Consider the following 16,027-nt stretch of genomic DNA (forward strand, 5'->3'; position numbering starts at 1 on the left):
TTTGACTCAATGGTTTGACGCGAAGTCTTCGCGTGTCTATGGTACGCCGATTGGGGCTTTGCCTTGGCCCCGGGATGCAACCTTGATGCAAACTCATGGGGGCGGCAACGGCCGCAAGCAACAGTTCCGGGAACGCCTTGGGGTGCTTCGCGATACCGCGGTGAAGCGGCATCTGCCGCAAGGGCGCTGGACCCGCCGCCACTGGATCCACGCCAGCCTGTTCACCACCATCGGCGTGCTGATGGCCACCATCGTGCCGGGCTTTTCCAGCGCGATCCAGGCACCGGTCTCCGAACCCCGAAACACCCTGCTGCTCGACCTGCCCGAACTGTCGGCGGCACGCCAGGCCGGCATCGCGGGCGACAGCTGGCAGGTGGTGCGGGTGAAGCCTGGCCAGACCATGGGCGCGATCTTCGAGGAACTGGGCATCCCCGCCGCCACCCTGCACCGCATCCTGGACAACGCCGATGCCAAGAAGGCGCTGACGCGCCTGAAGCCCGGCACCGAGATCGCCTTCGACTTGCCGGTCACCGGCGGCCTGCGCACCCTGCGCTACGACCGCGACCCGAGCCACCGCGTCGAGCTGACGGTGGGCGAGGACAAGGTCACCGAGCGCGTCATCGCGCGCGAGACCACTACCCGCACCGTCGTGCTCAGCGGCAAGGTGGGGCGCTCGCTGAACCGGTCGGCCCGCAAGGCCGGCCTGACGTCCGCCAACATCAACTCGATGACGGACGAGATCTTCAAGTACGACATCGACTTCAACTCCGACCTGGGGCCGGAAGATCGCTTCAGCGTGGTGGTCGAACAGACCTGGCGCGAGGGCGAGCTGATCAGCACCGGCCCGGTGCAGGCCGCCACGTTCACCGTCGACGGCAAGCTGCATTCGGGCTTCCGCTTCACCCGTCCGGGCGGCAAGCCGGAGTACTTCACCGCCGCCGGCCGGCCGCTGAAGAAGAACTTCATCCGCATGCCGATCGCCTATGCGCGCATGAGCTCGAAGTTCGGTGCGCGTCGCCATCCGGTGCTGGGCACGATGCGCATGCACAAGGGCGTGGACTACGCCGCGTCGACCGGCACGCCGATCATGGCCGCCGGCGACGGCCGCGTGCAGTTCGCCGGCTGGCAGGGCGGCTACGGCCGCACGGTGATCCTCGACCATGGCCGCGGCCACACCACGCTGTACGCGCACATGTCGCGCATGGGCAACATCAAGCAGGGCCAGCGCGTCGCGCAGGGCACGGTGATCGGCTACGTCGGCACCACCGGCCTGTCGACCGGTCCGCACCTGCATTACGAATTCCGCATCAACGGCGTGCACCGCAACCCGCTGTCGGTGACGATGCCGCCGCCGGAGCCGCTGGCCGGCGCGCAACTCGCCGCATACCGCACGTATACGGCCAACGCGCTGGCGCGCATCCGCACGGTGGAAGACATCATCTACGCCGACGTCGGTCCCGCGGAAGAAGCTCCCAGGAAGCCGACCGCTGTCGCGGCCAAGGCCACGGCGACCAAGAAGGGCTAGCCGCCGGCGCTTGCGTAGCGGCGAGACATAAAAGGCGGGACACTGTCCCGCCTTTTTCTTTGCCCGACGATCCCGCATGACCCACGCCGCCGACGCCCTCGCTTCCGAGCTCTACCTGGGCCTGATGTCCGGCACCAGCGCCGACGGCATCGATGCCGCGCTGGTGCGGTTCGAAGGCGAGGGCCGCACGCTGCGTTGCGAACTACTGCACGGCCGCACGTTCGGCTGGGACGCGGCGCTGCGTGCGCAACTGGTGGCGCTGGGCCAGGGCGCGGACATGGTGTCGCTGGATGCGCTGGGCATGCTGGACGGACGCATCGCGCTCGCCTTCGCCGAAGCAGCGCTGTCGCTGTTGCAGGAGGCTGGCGTGCCGCGCGGCCGCGTGCGCGCGATCGGTTCGCACGGGCAGACGATCCGCCACCGTCCGCACGCGGACCCACCCTTCACCTGGCAACTCGGCGACGGCAACGTCGTCGCGGAACGCTGCGGCATCGCCACCGTCGCCGACTTCCGCCGCCGCGACGTGGCCGCGGGTGGCCAGGGCGCGCCGCTGATGCCGGCCTTCCATGCGGCGGTGCTCGGTTCCGCGCAGGAAGACCGTGCGGCGCTCAACCTGGGTGGCATCGCCAATTTCACCCTGCTGCCGATGGCCGGTGACGTCCGCGGCTTCGATACCGGCCCGGCGAACGCGTTGATGGACGCCTGGTGCGAACGCCACACCGGCCGCGCCTACGACGCCGGCGGCGCCTTCGCGGCCAGCGGGCAGGTCAACGCGACGCTGCTGGCCCGCCTGCTGGCCGATCCTTGGTTCGCGCTGCCGCCGCCGAAGAGCACGGGGCGCGAGCATTTCCACCTGGACTGGCTGCAGGCGCGCATGGACGACGCCGTGGTCGCGCCTGCCGACGTGCAAGCCACGCTGCTGGAGCTCACCGCACGCACCGTGGCGGACGCCCTGCAGATGACGCAGCCGGACACGCGCCGCGTGCTGGTCTGCGGCGGCGGCGTGCGCAATCACATGCTGATGGCGCGCCTGGCCGCGTACCTGCCGCAGGCCGTCGTGGAATCGACGGCCTCGCACGGCCTGGACCCGGACTATGTGGAGGCGATGGGCTTCGCGTGGCTGGCCCGCGAAACGCTCGCGGGTCGTCCCGGCAACCTGCCCGCCGTCACCGGCGCGACCGGGCGGCGCGTGCTGGGCACGGTGTATCCGGCCTAGAACCCTTTGCCGGGGGGAACATCCTTCAGCGCGCTGATCGCCTCGGCGAGCGCGTTGACCTCGCGGTCGTCGAAGCCGCCGCGCACTTCCGACTCGCAGACGAACAGCCCCTGCTCCAGCAGGTTGAAGATGGTGTCGTGGATCGGCCAGCCGCGTGCATGCGAGACGCGCCGGATGCGCTCGGCGAGGATGGGATCCACGTCCTTCAGCACGATGTCGGTCATTCCGCCTTCCCCCACCAACCCCTTCCGGAAACTGTAGCGCAGCCGGTCAAGCCTGCGTATCCGGCGCGTCGACGCCGGTCGCCGCCTCGTGCCCCCCGCCGAAGCGGATGCGCGGCGCCAGCCAGAAGAACAGCACGACCGCGGGCACCGCCACCAGCGCGGTGATCCAGAAGTACACGCCGTAGCCGGTCTGTTCGACGATGCCGCCGGAGACGGCGCTGAGCAGCTTGCCCGGCAGCATCACCAGCGACGAGAACAGGGCGTACTGCGTCGCGGTGAAGCGCTGGTTGACCAGCGCCGACAGGAACGCCACCAGCGTGGTCCCCTGGAAACCCTGCGCCAGGTTCTCGCCGGAGATCACCAGCGTCAGCTTCCAGATATCGCCATCCGCGCCGATCAGCCAGACATACAACAGGTTGCTGACCGCACCCAGCACGATACCCGCCAGCAGCGGCCACTTCACGCCCCAGCGCGCGATCGCGATGCCGGCCAGGAACACACCGCCCAGGCCCACCCAGATGCCGTAGAACTTGGTGACCGTCGCGATCTCGGTCTTGGTGAAGCCCTGGCCGAGATAGAACGGCGCCATGATGCCGCCGCCCAGCGACTGGTCGGATATCTTCGCCAGCAGGATGAACGCGAGCAGCGCCAGCGCCAGCGCCGCGCCGAAGCGGCGGAAGAAATCCAGGAACGGCTCCACGACGCCTTCCTGCAGGCCCTGCGCCCACGTCGTCATGCGCACGCGCACCACGTCGGGTTCGGACGCGATCAGGACCGCGACGACCGGGATCAGCATGAAGACCGCCATGGCGACATACACCTGCGGCCACGGCACATGGTCGGCCAGTACCAGCGCCAGCATGCCGGTGATGATCAGCGCGATGCGGTAGCCCAGCGAGTAGGTGGCCAGCAGCGCGCCCTGGGATTCCTGCGGCGCGATCTCGATGCGGTAGGCGTCCACCGCGATGTCCAGCGTGGCGCCGGCAAAGGCCGTCAGCAGCGTCACCCAGATGAAGGGCGCCAGCCGACCTGGCGTCAGGTGCGCCATCAGCAGCAAGCCTATGATGACCACGCCCAGCGCCAGCAGCAGCCAGCCCCGGCGCTGGCCGAACCGCCCCAGCAGCGGCAGGCGCCAGCGATCCACCAGCGGCGCCCACAGGAACTTAAGCGTGTAGGTCAGGCCGGCGCTGGCGATTAGGGTGATGTTCTTCAACTCCAGCCCGTTCTCGGTCAGCCAGTACGCCAGCGTGCCGGCCACCAGCAGGAACGGCATGCCCGAGGCGAAGCCGAAGAAGAACATCGTCCACGCCGACGGTTGCGCGAACGCGCGCCAGACCGAGGGCTTGGCCGGGCGATCGGCGGCCGTCGTCATCAGGTGTAGTCCACGATGAAGGGCGCATGGTCGGAGAAACGCTGCTCTCGGTAGATCGAGCACGCCTTCAGCCGGTCGCGCAGCGAGGGCGTGACGAACTGGTAGTCGATCCGCCACCCCACGTTGTTGGCGCGCGCGGCGCCGCGGTTGCTCCACCACGTGTAGTCCTGGCCTTCCGGATGCAGCGCGCGGTAGGCGTCGACCCAGCCGCCGTCGTCCACGCACATGCCGTTCAACCAGTCGCGTTCGGGTGGCAGGCAGCCGGAATTCTTCTGGTTGCTGGTCCAGTTCCTGATGTCCAGCCGGCTGCGCACGATGTTCCAGTCGCCGCACAGCACGTAATGGCGACCGCTGCGGCGCCATTCGTCCAGCACCGGCGCCAGCCAATCCATGACCTTGAACTTGAAGCCCTGGCGCTCGTCGCCCGACGAACCCGACGGGATATAGAACGACACCACGCTCAGGTCGCCGAAGCGCGCTTCGATGTAGCGCCCTTCCTCGTCGAAATCGGGCCAGCCCAGCGCGGTGCGGACCTCGTCCGGCTCCCGCTTCGCGTAGATCGCCACGCCGCTGTAGCCCTTCTTGGTGCTGGCGTCGCGGAACCAGGCCTTGTAGCCCGGCGGCAGGAATTCCGGACCGGCCAGTTGGTGCTCCTGGGCCTTGGTCTCCTGCACGCACAGCACATCGGCATTCTGCGTGGTGAACCAGTCGAAGAAGCCCTTCGTGGCGGCCGAGCGCAGGCCGTTGGCGTTGAAGCTGATGATGCGCATGTGCACGTCGTTCGTCGGAGACCGGGCAAGCGTACCCGAACCGGCGCATCCGTCGCGCGGCCGCGGCCGGCGCGGGGTTATCCTGTCACCTCACCTGTTCAGCCCAGTCCTGCCGATGACCGATCACCGCGCCCGCTTCCTCCAGCTCGCCCTGCATGCCCAGGCCCTGCGCTTCGGCCAGTTCACGCTGAAGTCCGGGCGGCAGAGCCCGTACTTCTTCAACGCCGGGCGCTTCGACAGCGGTGCGCGGCTGGCCGGGCTGGCGGCCTGCTACGCGGATGCGGTGGAAGAAGCAGGCCTGTCGTTCGACCTGCTGTTCGGTCCGGCCTACAAGGGCATCCCGCTGGCGACCGCGGTGGCCTGCGAGTTTGCGCGCCGCGGACGCGACCTGCCGGTGGCGTTCAACCGCAAGGAAGCGAAGGACCACGGCGAAGGCGGCCTGCTGATCGGCGCGCCGCTGGAGGACCGCCGCGTGCTGATCGTCGACGACGTGATCACGGCGGGCACCGCGATCCGCGAGGCGCTGGGCCTGATCCGCGCCGGCGGCGGCACGCCGGCCGGGATCGTGGTCGCGCTCGATCGCCAGGAAGTGCTGGGCGAACCGGGCACCGACGGAGCGCGCCGTTCGGCCGCGCAATCGGTGGCGGACGAGACCGGCGTCCCTGTCGTCGCCGTGGCCAACCTGCACGACCTGCTTGCATTTGCCGGCGAAAGCGCCGACCTTGTCCGCCATCGCGACGACCTGCTGGCCTACCGGGCCCGCTACGGCAGCGCGACCCAGGACTGACCGCAGTTGGGGACTGCCATGACCGTCCGTACCTCCACTTTCTACCTGCTGGCCGCCGTGCTCGTGGCTGCGCCCCTGGTGCACGCCCAAAGCAAGAAGGGTGCGGCGCCGGCCAACAAGAAACTCTTCTGCTGGGAAGAGAAGGGCCAGCGTGTCTGCAGCGATGCGCTGCCGGCCGATGCCGTGAACGTGGCGCGCGAAGAGATCAGCGCCGCCAGCGGCCTGCGCACCGGCGGCGTGGGCCGCGCCATGACCGACGAGGAGCGGGCACAGGCCGCCATCGAGGCGCAGCAGCAGCTGATCGATGCCGCGGCGGCCGACATGCGTCGCCGGACCGATGCCGCCATGCTGCTGTCGTACCGCAACGAGGACGAGCTGCGGCGCGTGTTCAACGAGCGCACCGCCATCGTGGACAACAACGTCCGCACCGCCCGCTACAACGCCATCAGCCTGCGCGACGGCCTGATCAGCCTGCTGCAGACCGCCGGCGACCGCGAACTGGCCGGCCAGCCCGTGCAGAAGGAAATGGCGGCCTCCATCCACCAGCGCCACGCCGAACTGGTCCGTACGCGCCGCCTGCAGCAGAGTTTCGAGAAGCAGCGCGCCGACCTCGATACCGAGATCGCCGGCATCCTGGAGCGCTTCCGCGCCATGAAGGGCATCACGCCGGAGCAGGCCGAGGACGCCGCCCTGAAATCGGCGGCACCGGAAGCGTCCACGCCGGTCCGCAGGTAAGGCACCGCGGCACGCGCCAGGCGCCGCCCTGGAAACGACAACGCCGGGCAATGCCCGGCGTTGTCATGAAGGCGTACCGCGTTCCGGCACTCAGAACGTCATCTTCAACTCCGGCGCCAGCGCCTGCAGGCGCGTGCGGAACTCGGTCTTGATGCGTTCGAGCGCGGCGGTGTTGTCGGCCTCGAAGCGCAACACCAGGATCGGCGTCGTGTTCGAAGCACGCACCAGGCCCCAGCCGTCGTCCCAGTCCGCGCGCAGGCCATCGATGGTGGACAGGCGCGCACCTTCGAACTCGGCACCGTCCACGAACCGCTCGACGATGGCATGCGGCGTACCGTCCGCCACGTCGACCTTGATCTCCGGCGTGGACACGCCATCGGGAAGCTCGGCCAGCACCTCGGACGGCGTCTCCGAGCGGTTGGCCAGGATCTCCAGCAGGCGCGCGGCGGAGTACAGGCCATCATCGAACCCGTACCAGCGCTCCTGGAAGAAGAAGTGGCCGCTCATCTCGCCGGCCAGCTCCGCGCCGCTCTCGCGCATCTTGGCCTTGATCAGCGAATGGCCGGTCTTCCACATCATCGGCGTGCCGCCATGCCGCAGCACCCAGCCCTGCAGCTTTCCGGTGCACTTCACGTCGTAGATGATCAGCGCGCCGGGGTTGCGCTCCAGCACGTCGGCGGCGAACAGCATCAGCAGGCGGTCCGGGAAGATCACCGCGCCTTCCTTCGTCACCACACCGAGACGGTCGCCATCGCCGTCGAAGGCCAGGCCGATGTCGGCGTCGAAGCGCTTCACCGTCTGGATCAGGTCTTCCAGGTTGTGCGGCTCGCTGGGGTCCGGATGGTGGTTCGGGAAGGTGCCGTCGACCTCGCAGTACAGCGGGATCACGTCGGCGCCGATGGCCTCGAGCAGCTGGGGCGCGATGTCGCCCGCCACGCCGTTGCCGGCATCCACCACGATCTTCAACGGACGCTCCAGCTGCACATCGTCGGCGATGCGCTGGATGTAGTCGGCGGCGATGTCGCGCTGCTGCAGGTCGCCGGGCATGCCGGCCACGTACAGGCGGTTGTCGCGGATGCGCTCGTACAGGTCGGTGATGGCGTCGCCCGACAGCGTCTGCCCGCCGACCACGATCTTGAAGCCGTTGTAGTCCGGCGGATTGTGGCTGCCGGTGACCGCCACGCAGCTGCCCGCGCGCAGGTGGTAGGCGCCGAAGTAGGCCACCGGCGTCGGCGCCAGGCCGATGTCGATGACGTTGCGGCCGGCCTTGCGCAGGCCTTCGATCAGTCCGCCGGCCAGGTCCGGGCCGGACAGGCGGCCATCGCGACCCACCACGATGTCGGTCAGGTCCTCGTCGCGCATCACCGAGCCGATGGCCAGGCCGATCAGTTCGGCGACTTCGACGCTCAGCGACGTTCCGACGATGCCGCGGATGTCGTAGGCGCGGAAGATGCCGGGATCCACCTCGACCGTCTTGCCGTCGGCTTGCCGGTAGGCATCGTCGCCGCCTTCTTCGGAAGCCGCGACGGCTCGCCCCGCGGACGCGGGTGGCGGATCGCGCAGCAGCGCTTCGCCCAGCGTGGGCTCGTCCGTGTCATGCATGTCAGTTCCTTTCTTTCCAATGTTCCCCAGGCGCAGGCCGCCACGCGCGACGAGCACGGCGGCGATGGCCAGGCCCGCCAGCAGGGCCGCCACCACCAGTGCCGGGATCGCGCCCAGGCCCAGCGGACCGGACTCGCTGTCGGGGGCCGCCGTCGCCACGCGCAGGCCGGTCTTGCCGACCGCATGCGCCATGCGCTCGGCCCCGTCCGCCAGCCGGCTGTTGCCACGCTGCGCGATCGAGTAACCGCCCTGGCGCAACGCCAGGTAGCCATCGGCCGGCATCGCCACGCGCTCGAACCCGTCGGTCAGTCGCGCCAGCGGCAGCCGCACGTACACCGCGCCCTGCGGCACCGCCGCCGCCAGGCCGAACGAGGTCTGCTTGCCATCCTTCACCACGCGCGTCGCCACGGCGTCGCCCTGCATGCCGGCTTCCAGCAGGGCCAGCTTGCTGTAACCGAAGGTCGGCGCATCGTCATAGGCCGGTATCAACGCACCGTCGAGAATCTCGACCTGCTCGGCTCCACTCCAGCCGTCCCGGATCGCCTCGGCGGCGGCGGCGGTGTCGTTCGCGGCCAGGGCTGCCTTAACTGGCGCCGAGGCCAGCCGTTGTTCCAGTTGCTTGACCTGCGCCGCATGACTGGCCAGCACGGCCTCGACCGCCTGGTCGCGCGCGCGTTCGGTGTCTTCCAGCAGGCCGGCGTCGCGCCACTGGCGGATACCGCTCCACGCCATCAGCGCTGCCAGCAAGGCGAGCAGCACCGCCAGCTTCGGCAATGCGCTGCGCAGGTCGCCCACCGGCATGCGCGCGCGGGTTCCGTTCGTCGTGTCCATCGTCTTGTCCCCTGTCATCGCACGCCGGTGTGGCCGAAACCACCCGTCCCCCGTGCGCTGTCGGCGAAAGTATCCACCACCTGCAGGCTCACGCGCACGACGGGCAGCACCATCACCTGGGCGATTCGGTCGCCCGGCTGGATGGTGAAGGCCTCGTGGCCGCGGTTCCACACGCTGATCAGCAGCGGCCCCTGGTAGTCGGCATCGATCAGCCCGGTACCGTTGCCCAGCACGATGCCGTGGCGATGGCCCAGCCCGGAACGCGGCAGCACCACCGCGCAGAGCTGCGGGTCGCCCAGGTGCAGCGCGATGCCGCTGGGTACCAGCGCCGCGTCGCCGGGCTCGAGCACGAGCGGCGCTTCCAGCGCCGCGCGCAGGTCCATGCCGGCACTGGCCTCGGTGGCGTAGGCCGGCAGCGGCCATTCATCGCCGAAGCGGGGGTCCAGCAGCTTCACTTCCACCGCGCGCGCTACGCTCATGCGTCCAGTCGCTCCACGATCAGGTCGATCAGTTCATCGGCAAGCTGTGTCTTGGGTGCGGAGGCGAAGTTGCGCTCGCCGTCCTTCCAGTAGGCGGTCATGGCGTTGCTGTCGCTTTCGAAGCCGCCGTCGGCGATGCCGACCCGATTGGCGACGATCATGTCCAGCCGCTTGGCGTCCAGCTTCTTGCGCGCGTACTCGGCCACGTTGTTGGTCTCGGCGGCGAAACCGACCACCAGCTTGAGCGCCTGCGTCTGCGCGGCGACCTCGGCCAGGATGTCGGGCGTGCGCACCAGGTCCAGCGCCAGCGATTCGCTGGACTTCTTGATCTTGTTGGCGGCCGGTTCGCGCGGCGTGTAGTCCGCCACGGCGGCGGCGCCGATGTAGATATCGGCCGGCAGCGCGGCGAACACGGCCTCGTGCATCTGCGCCGCCGAGCGCACGTCCACCCGGGTCACGCCCGCCGGCGTCGCCAGATGGACGGGGCCGGCCACCAGCGTCACGGCTGCGCCGCGCCGCGCCGCACTGGCGGCGACGGCGAAGCCCATTTTCCCGCTGCTGCGGTTGCCGAGGTAGCGGACCGGATCCAGGTCTTCATACGTGGGGCCGGCGCTGACCACGACGTTCAACCCGGCGAGATCCTGCGGCCCCTGCGGCACGGCCGTGGCCTGCCCCGCCAGCGCCGCGACGATCTCGTCGGGCTCGGCCAGCCGGCCGGGCCCGGATTCGCCCTCGGCGAGCGGACCGTCGTTCGGGCCGACCACGTGCACGTCACGGCCGCGCAGCGTGGCCAGGTTGGCCTGCGTGGCCGGGTGCTGCCACATGCGGTGGTTCATGGCCGGTGCGATCGTGAGCGGCGCGGTGGTCGCCAGGCACAGCGTGGTCACCAGGTCATCCGCCAGTCCGTGCGCCAGCCGCGCCATCAGGTCCGCGGTCGCCGGCGCGACGATCACCCGGTCCGCCCAGCGTGCCAGTTCGATATGGCCCATCGCCTGTTCGGCGGCGCTGTCCCACAGCGTGGTGCGGGTGGGGTGGCCGGACAGGGCCTGGAAGCTGAGCGGGGTCACGAACTGCTGCGCACCCGCCGTCATGGCGACCTGCACCTCCGCGCCCGCGTCGCGCAGCCGGCGCACCAGTTCCAATGCCTTGTACGCAGCAATCCCGCCGCCCACGCACAGCAGCAGGCGTTGCCCCGCCAGACCCTGCGTCTTGTCCGATCCGCTCACGTCGGCCCATTCCTACGTCGATACCGGCGATTAGCTTACCCGAACGCCCCGCGAGGCCCGATGCACGCGCGGGCGATCCAGGCCGACGATGGGGCCATGCATATCCGCGACTGGCCCCTGGACGAACGCCCCCGCGAGAAGCTGCTGGCCCGGGGACCCGGCAGCCTCAGCGACGCCGAACTGCTCGCCATCTTCCTCGGCTCCGGCCTGCGCGGGCGGGACGCAGTCGCCACGGCCCGGGACCTGCTGAGCCGGCATGGCCCGCTGCGCTCGCTGCTGGAGCGTCCACCGGCCGAACTCACCGACCTGCCGGGCCTGGGTCCGGCGCGCGCCTGTGCGCTGGCCGCGGCCCTGGAGCTCGGGACCCGCATGCTGCACGCCTCACTGGCGCGTGGCGACGCCATCGGCGACCCGGAGGCCGCCGGCCGCTACTTCACCCAGCGCCTGCGCGGTCGTCCCCATGAAGTCTTCGCCGCCCTGTTCCTCGACACCCGCCATCGCGTGCTGGCGTTCGAGGAACTGTTCCAGGGCTCGGTGGACAGCGCGGAAGTGCATCCCCGCGAAGTGGCGCGGCGCGCGCTGGCCCTGAACGCCACGGCGCTGATCGTGGGCCACAACCACCCGTCCGGATGTCCGGAACCGTCGGCCGCCGACCGGGCCGTGACCCAGCGGCTGAAGCAGGCGCTGGCGCTGGTGGACGTGCGCCTGCTCGACCATTTCGTCATCGGCGACGGGCCGGCGCAATCGATGGCCGCACGCGGCTGGGTCTGAGCGCCAGGCCTGGAACGTGTCTCGCTGAACCGCACCGATCCCACGCGGGGACCGGGAAAACCTAGAATAGGCGGCTCCCACGCAACACGACGGACCTCCGTGAAAGCTTCCCTCCGCGCCTTGATCGCCCAGGGCATCGACGCCCTGCGCTCCGCCGGCACCCTGCCGGCCGACGTCGCCACGCCGGATTTCGTGGTCGAGCGACCCAAGACGCGCGAACACGGCGACTTCGCCACCAATGCCGCCATGCAGCTGGCCAAGGCCGCACGCACCAATCCGCGCGCGATCGCGACGGCGCTGGTCGCCGCCCTGCCCGCCAGCGACGACGTGGCCAAGGTCGAGATCGCCGGCCCCGGCTTCATCAACTTCCACCTGAGCCCAGGCGCCTACCAGCGCGAAGTCGCCGCGGCGCTGGCGCAGGGCGACGCATACGGCCGCAACGGCAGCGGCCAGGGCCGTACCGTCGGCGTCGAATACGTGTCGGCCAACCCGACCGGTCCGCTGCACGTCGGCCATGGTCGCGCCGGCGCCATCGGCGACTGCATCGCCCGCGTGCTGGCCGCCAACGGCTGGGACGCCAAGCGCGAGTTCTACTACAACGACGCCGGCGTGCAGATCGACAACCTGGCCAGGTCCACCCAGGCGCGCGCGCTGGGCAAGGTGCCGGACGGCGAAGGCTGGCCGGAAGACGGCTACCGCGGCGACTACATCGCCGACGTGGCCCAGGCCTATCTCAACGGCGACTCGGTCGAGGTCGAAGGCCACGTGGTTACTGGCGAGAAGGATCCGCAGAACCTCGACGCCATCCGCCGCTTCGCCGTGGCCTACCTGCGCCGCGAGCAGAACCTCGACCTGGCCGCGTTCGGCGTGTCGTTCGACCGCTACTTCCTGGAGAGCTCGCTCTACGCCGACCAGAAGGTCGAGGAAACCGTGCGCAAGCTGGTCGCCTCCGGCCACACCTACGAGGAAGGCGGCGCGCTGTGGCTGAAGTCCACCGACTTCGGCGACGACAAGGACCGCGTGATGCGCAAGTCCGACGGCACGTACACCTATTTCGTGCCGGACGTGGCCTATCACCTCAGCAAGTGGCAACGCGGCTACGAACGCGCCATCACCGAACTGGGCGCCGACCACCACGGCTCGCTGGCGCGCGTGAAGGCCGGCCTGCAGGCGCTGGGCGAAGGCATTCCTCCGGGCTATCCGGAGTACGTGCTGCACCAGATGGTCACCGTGATGCGTGGCGGCGAGGAAGTGAAGCTCTCCAAGCGTGCCGGCAGCTACTTCACCCTGCGCGACCTGATCGAGGAAACCAGCGCCGACGCGACGCGCTGGTTCCTGATCGCGCGCAAGCCGGATTCGCAGCTGACGTTCGACATCGACCTGGCCCGCCAGCAGAGCAACGACAACCCGGTGTTCTACGTGCAGTACGCGCATGCCCGCGTGTGCAGCCTGCTGCGCCAGGCCGGTGAGAAGGGCTACGCCTACGACCAGGCCAACGGCCTCACGAACCTGGCGAAACTCGACGACGACACCTCGCTGCAGCTGATGGTGGAACTGTCGCGCTACCCGGAAGTGGTGGAAGCCGCCGGCGAATCGCTGGAGCCGCACCTGGTGGCGCAATACCTGCGCGAGTTGGCCTATGCTTTCCACACGTGGTACGCCGGCACGCCGGTGCTGATCGACGATGCCGCCGCACGCGATGCGCGACTGGCGCTGGCGCTGGCGGTCCGCCAGGCGCTGGCGAATGGACTGGACCTGTTGGGCGTCAGCGCGCCCGAGAAGATGTGAGCGGAGAGCAGTAGATGGCAGCAAGGCGCGGCAAGAACCAGGCCACCCGCAATTCCGGCCATGCCACCCCGCCCTGGGTGTGGCTGATCCTCGGCCTGCTGATCGGGCTGGCGGTGTATTTCATCGTGCCCGGCCTCGGCAAGAAGGACGGCGACGGCTTCTTCCGCCCGCAGCCGAACCCCGACGCCCAGCCTGCGCCGATCGACAGCGCCGACGTCGATGCCGTGGTGCCCGACGCGCCAGCCGATGCGCCGGCTGCCGCAACGACCGATGCCGCCACGCCGAAGGAAACGCAGTACGACTTCTATACGCTGCTGCCCGGCAAGGAAGTGCAGATGTCGGATGCGGAGCTCGCCGCCAGCGCCCGCGAGGAGGATGCCCGCAAGGCCCGCGCTGCACTGAGCGGCCAGTCGCCGATCGCGGCCACGCCGACGGCGACCGACGCCACCCAACCCTCGCCCATCGATGAAACCCCCGCGCCGCGCGCGCAGGAAACACCGCGTGCCGCGGAGGCGTCCCCCGCGCCCAGGCCCGCCACCACCGTGGCCAGCGCCGACACCGGCGCGCGCTACATCCTGCAGGCTGGCGCGTTCGGCGCGTCCGGCGATGCCGAAGCCACCAAGGCCAAGATCGCCATGCTCGGCCTCAGCGCGCGCGTGGAATCGGCGCAGATCAACGGCAAGACCGTGTACCGCGTCCGCATGGGGCCCTACGGCACCGCCAGCGAACTGGCCGAAGCGAAGCAGAAGCTCGCCAGCGGCGGTCTGCCTGCGATGGCGGTGAAAGCGCAGTGAGCCACGCGCGACCGCCCTGGCAGCGCCTGGTGATGGCGACGGCCGCGGCGATGGTGTCGCTGCTCATCGCATCATGGCTGGTCGGGCGCATTCTGCCTACAGCCTGGCAGGACGTGGTGCAGACCCGCTGGGGATTCCTGACGCCGGTCAGCTACTTCGTCACTGCGGCCTGCATGGGCCTGGGCGGCGCACTGGCCGGCCATCGCTTCCTGATCGTCGCCGTCGGCCTGACGCTGGCCGTGTGGATCGCGACGCTGTCGGTACTCGCCGGCATCGCCGGCTCGGCCTCGGACATCGCCTACCCGCTCGATTACCTGCTGCGCACGAATGCGCTCAGCGCCACGCTCTCGGTGGTGGCAGCCGCACTCGGCACCTGGCTCGGCGCGCTCTGGTACGCGCGCCGCGCCGCGCGGCGCTGACCGCATTCCGTTGTCCTCCCCCAAGGAACTCCCATGACCCGCACCGCCCTCATCACCGGCGCTACCTCCGGCTTCGGCGCCGCCGCCGTCCGTCGTTTCGCGGCCGCCGGCTGGCGCGTGATCGCGACCGGGCGCCGCGCCGACCGCCTGCAGGCGCTCATGGACGAGGTCGGTGCGGACAAGGTGCACGCGGCCGCGTTCGACATCCGCGACGAGGCCGCGATGGACGCCGCCCTCGCCGCGCTGCCGGAAGGCTTCCGCGACATCGACCTGCTGGTGAACAACGCCGGCCTCGCACAAGGCACGTTGCCTGCGCAAACCGCACTGCTGTCGGACTGGCGCACGATGATCGACACCAACGTCACCGCGCTGGTCGTGCTGACGCACCGCCTGCTGCCGCAACTGGTCGAGCGGAAGGGCGCGATCATCAACATCAGTTCGGTCGCCGGCGTGTATCCGTACCCCGGCGGCAACGCCTACGGCGGCAGCAAGGCCTTCGTCAGCCAGTTCTCGCTCGGCCTGCGCAGCGACCTGCACGGCACCGGTGTGCGCGTGACGACGATCGAGCCGGGCATGGCCGAAACCGAATTCACCCTGGTGCGCACGCACGGCGACCAGGCCGCGTCCGACAAGCTCTACACCGGCGCGAACCCGATGACCGCCGAGGATATCGCCGAGTCCATCTTCTACGTCGCCAACCTGCCGCCGCACCTCAACATCAACCGGCTGGAGATCATGCCGGTGACGCAGTCGTTTGCGGGGTTCCAGGTCGCGCGCGACGCGACCTGACGCTGCCCTACTTGCAGGGCAGCAGCTTCGCCGCCAACCGGCCACCCCGGGTCAGCGCGGTCTTCACCGTCGTGTCGCCCGCCTTGATCTCGACGTCCTTGATCATCTCGTCGCTGCGCGCCACGGTGTAGTCCTGACGCTGGTAGTGGTTCACCGCGCCGTATCCGGTGTTGCTGGTGCCCGCATAGACATCGCGCGACATCGCCTGGTTGAACTCGAACTGCATGAACAGGTAGTAGCGCCCCGGCCGCATGTCCTGGAACCGGAAATTGCCCTTCTCATCGGTTTCCGTCTCGACCCGCGTGGCGTACGCATCGTCCGACATCGTGGCTACGCGGTTCCGCTGATCCTTCTTGCGGAGCCTGACCCACTCCTCGAAATACGGCGTCGCCGGGAACAGCATCACCTGTCGGTTCTCCGCCAGGTAGAAACGACCGTCATGGTAGGAGCACGCGACACCCGTGATGTTGGCGCTGCCCTTGTCCAGCGCCGCGACGGCCTGCGCCTTGTCGAAGGCGACCTGCGGCTGCACGTGCTCCACCTGTGGCCGCGTATCCACCTTGGGAGACGTCCTGAGCTGGGCCACGGCGGGCCACGCCACCATCGAGAAAGCCACGACACTCCACCACGACACGCGCCTGATCGTTCTGCTCATCCCTGACTCCCTGGTTGCTTCATGCATGTAGTCACGCATCGCCA

The 16,027-nt window shown here is 69.5% G+C and carries 16 protein-coding genes; 9 read left to right on the forward strand and 7 right to left on the reverse strand.

Annotated features, from left to right (window positions below):
- Positions 1 to 85: 85 nt before the first annotated feature.
- Both CSC78_RS09660 and CSC78_RS09665 read left to right on the forward strand, forming a co-directional pair.
- Positions 86 to 1,525: a M23 family metallopeptidase gene (locus tag CSC78_RS09660; protein WP_162337696.1), complete on the forward strand. Its 1,440-nt coding sequence runs from the start codon at positions 86 to 88 to the stop codon at positions 1,523 to 1,525.
- Positions 1,526 to 1,601: 76 nt separating this feature from the next.
- Entirely contained in the window at positions 1,602 to 2,741 is a 1,140-nt protein-coding gene (locus CSC78_RS09665; protein ID WP_162337697.1) for an anhydro-N-acetylmuramic acid kinase, read from the forward strand.
- Here the strand turns inward: CSC78_RS09665 and CSC78_RS09670 are convergent.
- From CSC78_RS09670 to CSC78_RS09680, 3 genes are read right to left on the reverse strand one after another with little or no spacing between them, the layout of a single operon-like run.
- On the reverse strand, positions 2,738 to 2,965 hold the full coding sequence (locus CSC78_RS09670; protein ID WP_162337698.1) for a hypothetical protein: 228 nt from the start codon (positions 2,963 to 2,965) through the stop codon (positions 2,738 to 2,740). The genes CSC78_RS09665 and CSC78_RS09670 overlap by 4 nt on opposite strands.
- A 46-nt stretch (positions 2,966 to 3,011) precedes the next feature.
- Entirely contained in the window at positions 3,012 to 4,337 is a 1,326-nt protein-coding gene (locus CSC78_RS09675; protein ID WP_338015134.1) for an AmpG family muropeptide MFS transporter, read from the reverse strand.
- Entirely contained in the window at positions 4,337 to 5,107 is a 771-nt protein-coding gene (locus tag CSC78_RS09680) for an exodeoxyribonuclease III (protein WP_162337699.1), read from the reverse strand. Before CSC78_RS09680 ends, CSC78_RS09675 begins: the two co-directional genes overlap by 1 nt.
- Positions 5,108 to 5,222: 115 nt before the next feature.
- Here CSC78_RS09680 and pyrE point away from each other — a divergent pair, with 115 nt between their 5' ends.
- Entirely contained in the window at positions 5,223 to 5,894 is a 672-nt protein-coding gene (gene pyrE, locus CSC78_RS09685; RefSeq protein WP_162337700.1) for an orotate phosphoribosyltransferase, read from the forward strand.
- 18 nt (positions 5,895 to 5,912) lie between these two features.
- Positions 5,913 to 6,629: a hypothetical protein gene (locus CSC78_RS09690; RefSeq protein ID WP_238391224.1), complete on the forward strand. Its 717-nt coding sequence runs from the start codon at positions 5,913 to 5,915 to the stop codon at positions 6,627 to 6,629.
- Between the two features lie 90 nt (positions 6,630 to 6,719).
- On the opposite strand, the gene CSC78_RS09695 is transcribed toward CSC78_RS09690, so the two are convergent.
- Genes CSC78_RS09695 through coaBC form a run of 3 tightly spaced genes read right to left on the reverse strand, consistent with a single transcriptional unit; the run spans position 6,720 to position 10,767 of the window.
- Complete coding sequence (locus CSC78_RS09695; RefSeq protein WP_238391225.1) at positions 6,720 to 9,062, reverse strand: phosphomannomutase/phosphoglucomutase; 2,343 nt, start codon at positions 9,060 to 9,062, stop codon at positions 6,720 to 6,722.
- 14 nt (positions 9,063 to 9,076) lie between these two features.
- A complete protein-coding gene (gene dut, locus CSC78_RS09700; RefSeq protein ID WP_162337701.1) occupies positions 9,077 to 9,541 on the reverse strand; it encodes a dUTP diphosphatase in 465 nt (154 codons plus the stop codon).
- Positions 9,538 to 10,767, reverse strand: coding sequence for a bifunctional phosphopantothenoylcysteine decarboxylase/phosphopantothenate--cysteine ligase CoaBC (gene coaBC / locus CSC78_RS09705; protein WP_162337702.1), 1,230 nt, complete (start codon positions 10,765 to 10,767; stop codon positions 9,538 to 9,540). The genes dut and coaBC overlap by 4 nt, the downstream gene beginning before the upstream one ends.
- 96 nt (positions 10,768 to 10,863) lie before the next feature.
- On the opposite strand from coaBC, the gene radC reads away from it, so the two are divergent.
- The 5 genes from radC to CSC78_RS09730 all read left to right on the forward strand — a co-directional run bounded on the left by radC (position 10,864) and on the right by CSC78_RS09730 (position 15,328).
- Complete coding sequence (gene radC / locus CSC78_RS09710) at positions 10,864 to 11,538, forward strand: RadC family protein (protein WP_162337703.1); 675 nt, start codon at positions 10,864 to 10,866, stop codon at positions 11,536 to 11,538.
- A gap of 99 nt (positions 11,539 to 11,637) precedes the next feature.
- Positions 11,638 to 13,326, forward strand: coding sequence for an arginine--tRNA ligase (gene argS / locus CSC78_RS09715; protein WP_162337704.1), 1,689 nt, complete (start codon positions 11,638 to 11,640; stop codon positions 13,324 to 13,326).
- Between the two features lie 14 nt (positions 13,327 to 13,340).
- Complete coding sequence (locus CSC78_RS09720; RefSeq protein WP_162337705.1) at positions 13,341 to 14,120, forward strand: SPOR domain-containing protein; 780 nt, start codon at positions 13,341 to 13,343, stop codon at positions 14,118 to 14,120.
- The gene (locus CSC78_RS09725; RefSeq protein WP_162337706.1) at positions 14,117 to 14,539 is read left to right on the forward strand and encodes a hypothetical protein; all 423 of its coding nucleotides are present in this window, start codon (positions 14,117 to 14,119) and stop codon (positions 14,537 to 14,539) included. The genes CSC78_RS09720 and CSC78_RS09725 overlap by 4 nt, the downstream gene beginning before the upstream one ends.
- A gap of 33 nt (positions 14,540 to 14,572) precedes the next feature.
- On the forward strand, positions 14,573 to 15,328 hold the full coding sequence (locus CSC78_RS09730; protein WP_162337707.1) for an SDR family NAD(P)-dependent oxidoreductase: 756 nt from the start codon (positions 14,573 to 14,575) through the stop codon (positions 15,326 to 15,328).
- Positions 15,329 to 15,335: 7 nt separating this feature from the next.
- On the opposite strand, the gene CSC78_RS09735 is transcribed toward CSC78_RS09730, so the two are convergent.
- Positions 15,336 to 15,983, reverse strand: a complete 648-nt coding sequence (locus tag CSC78_RS09735; RefSeq protein ID WP_162337708.1) for a hypothetical protein — start codon at positions 15,981 to 15,983, stop codon at positions 15,336 to 15,338.
- Positions 15,984 to 16,027: the final 44 nt, after the last annotated feature.

Origin of the sequence: Pseudoxanthomonas japonensis (assembly GCF_010093445.1) — a bacterium.
GTDB lineage: Bacteria > Pseudomonadota > Gammaproteobacteria > Xanthomonadales > Xanthomonadaceae > Pseudoxanthomonas_A > Pseudoxanthomonas_A japonensis.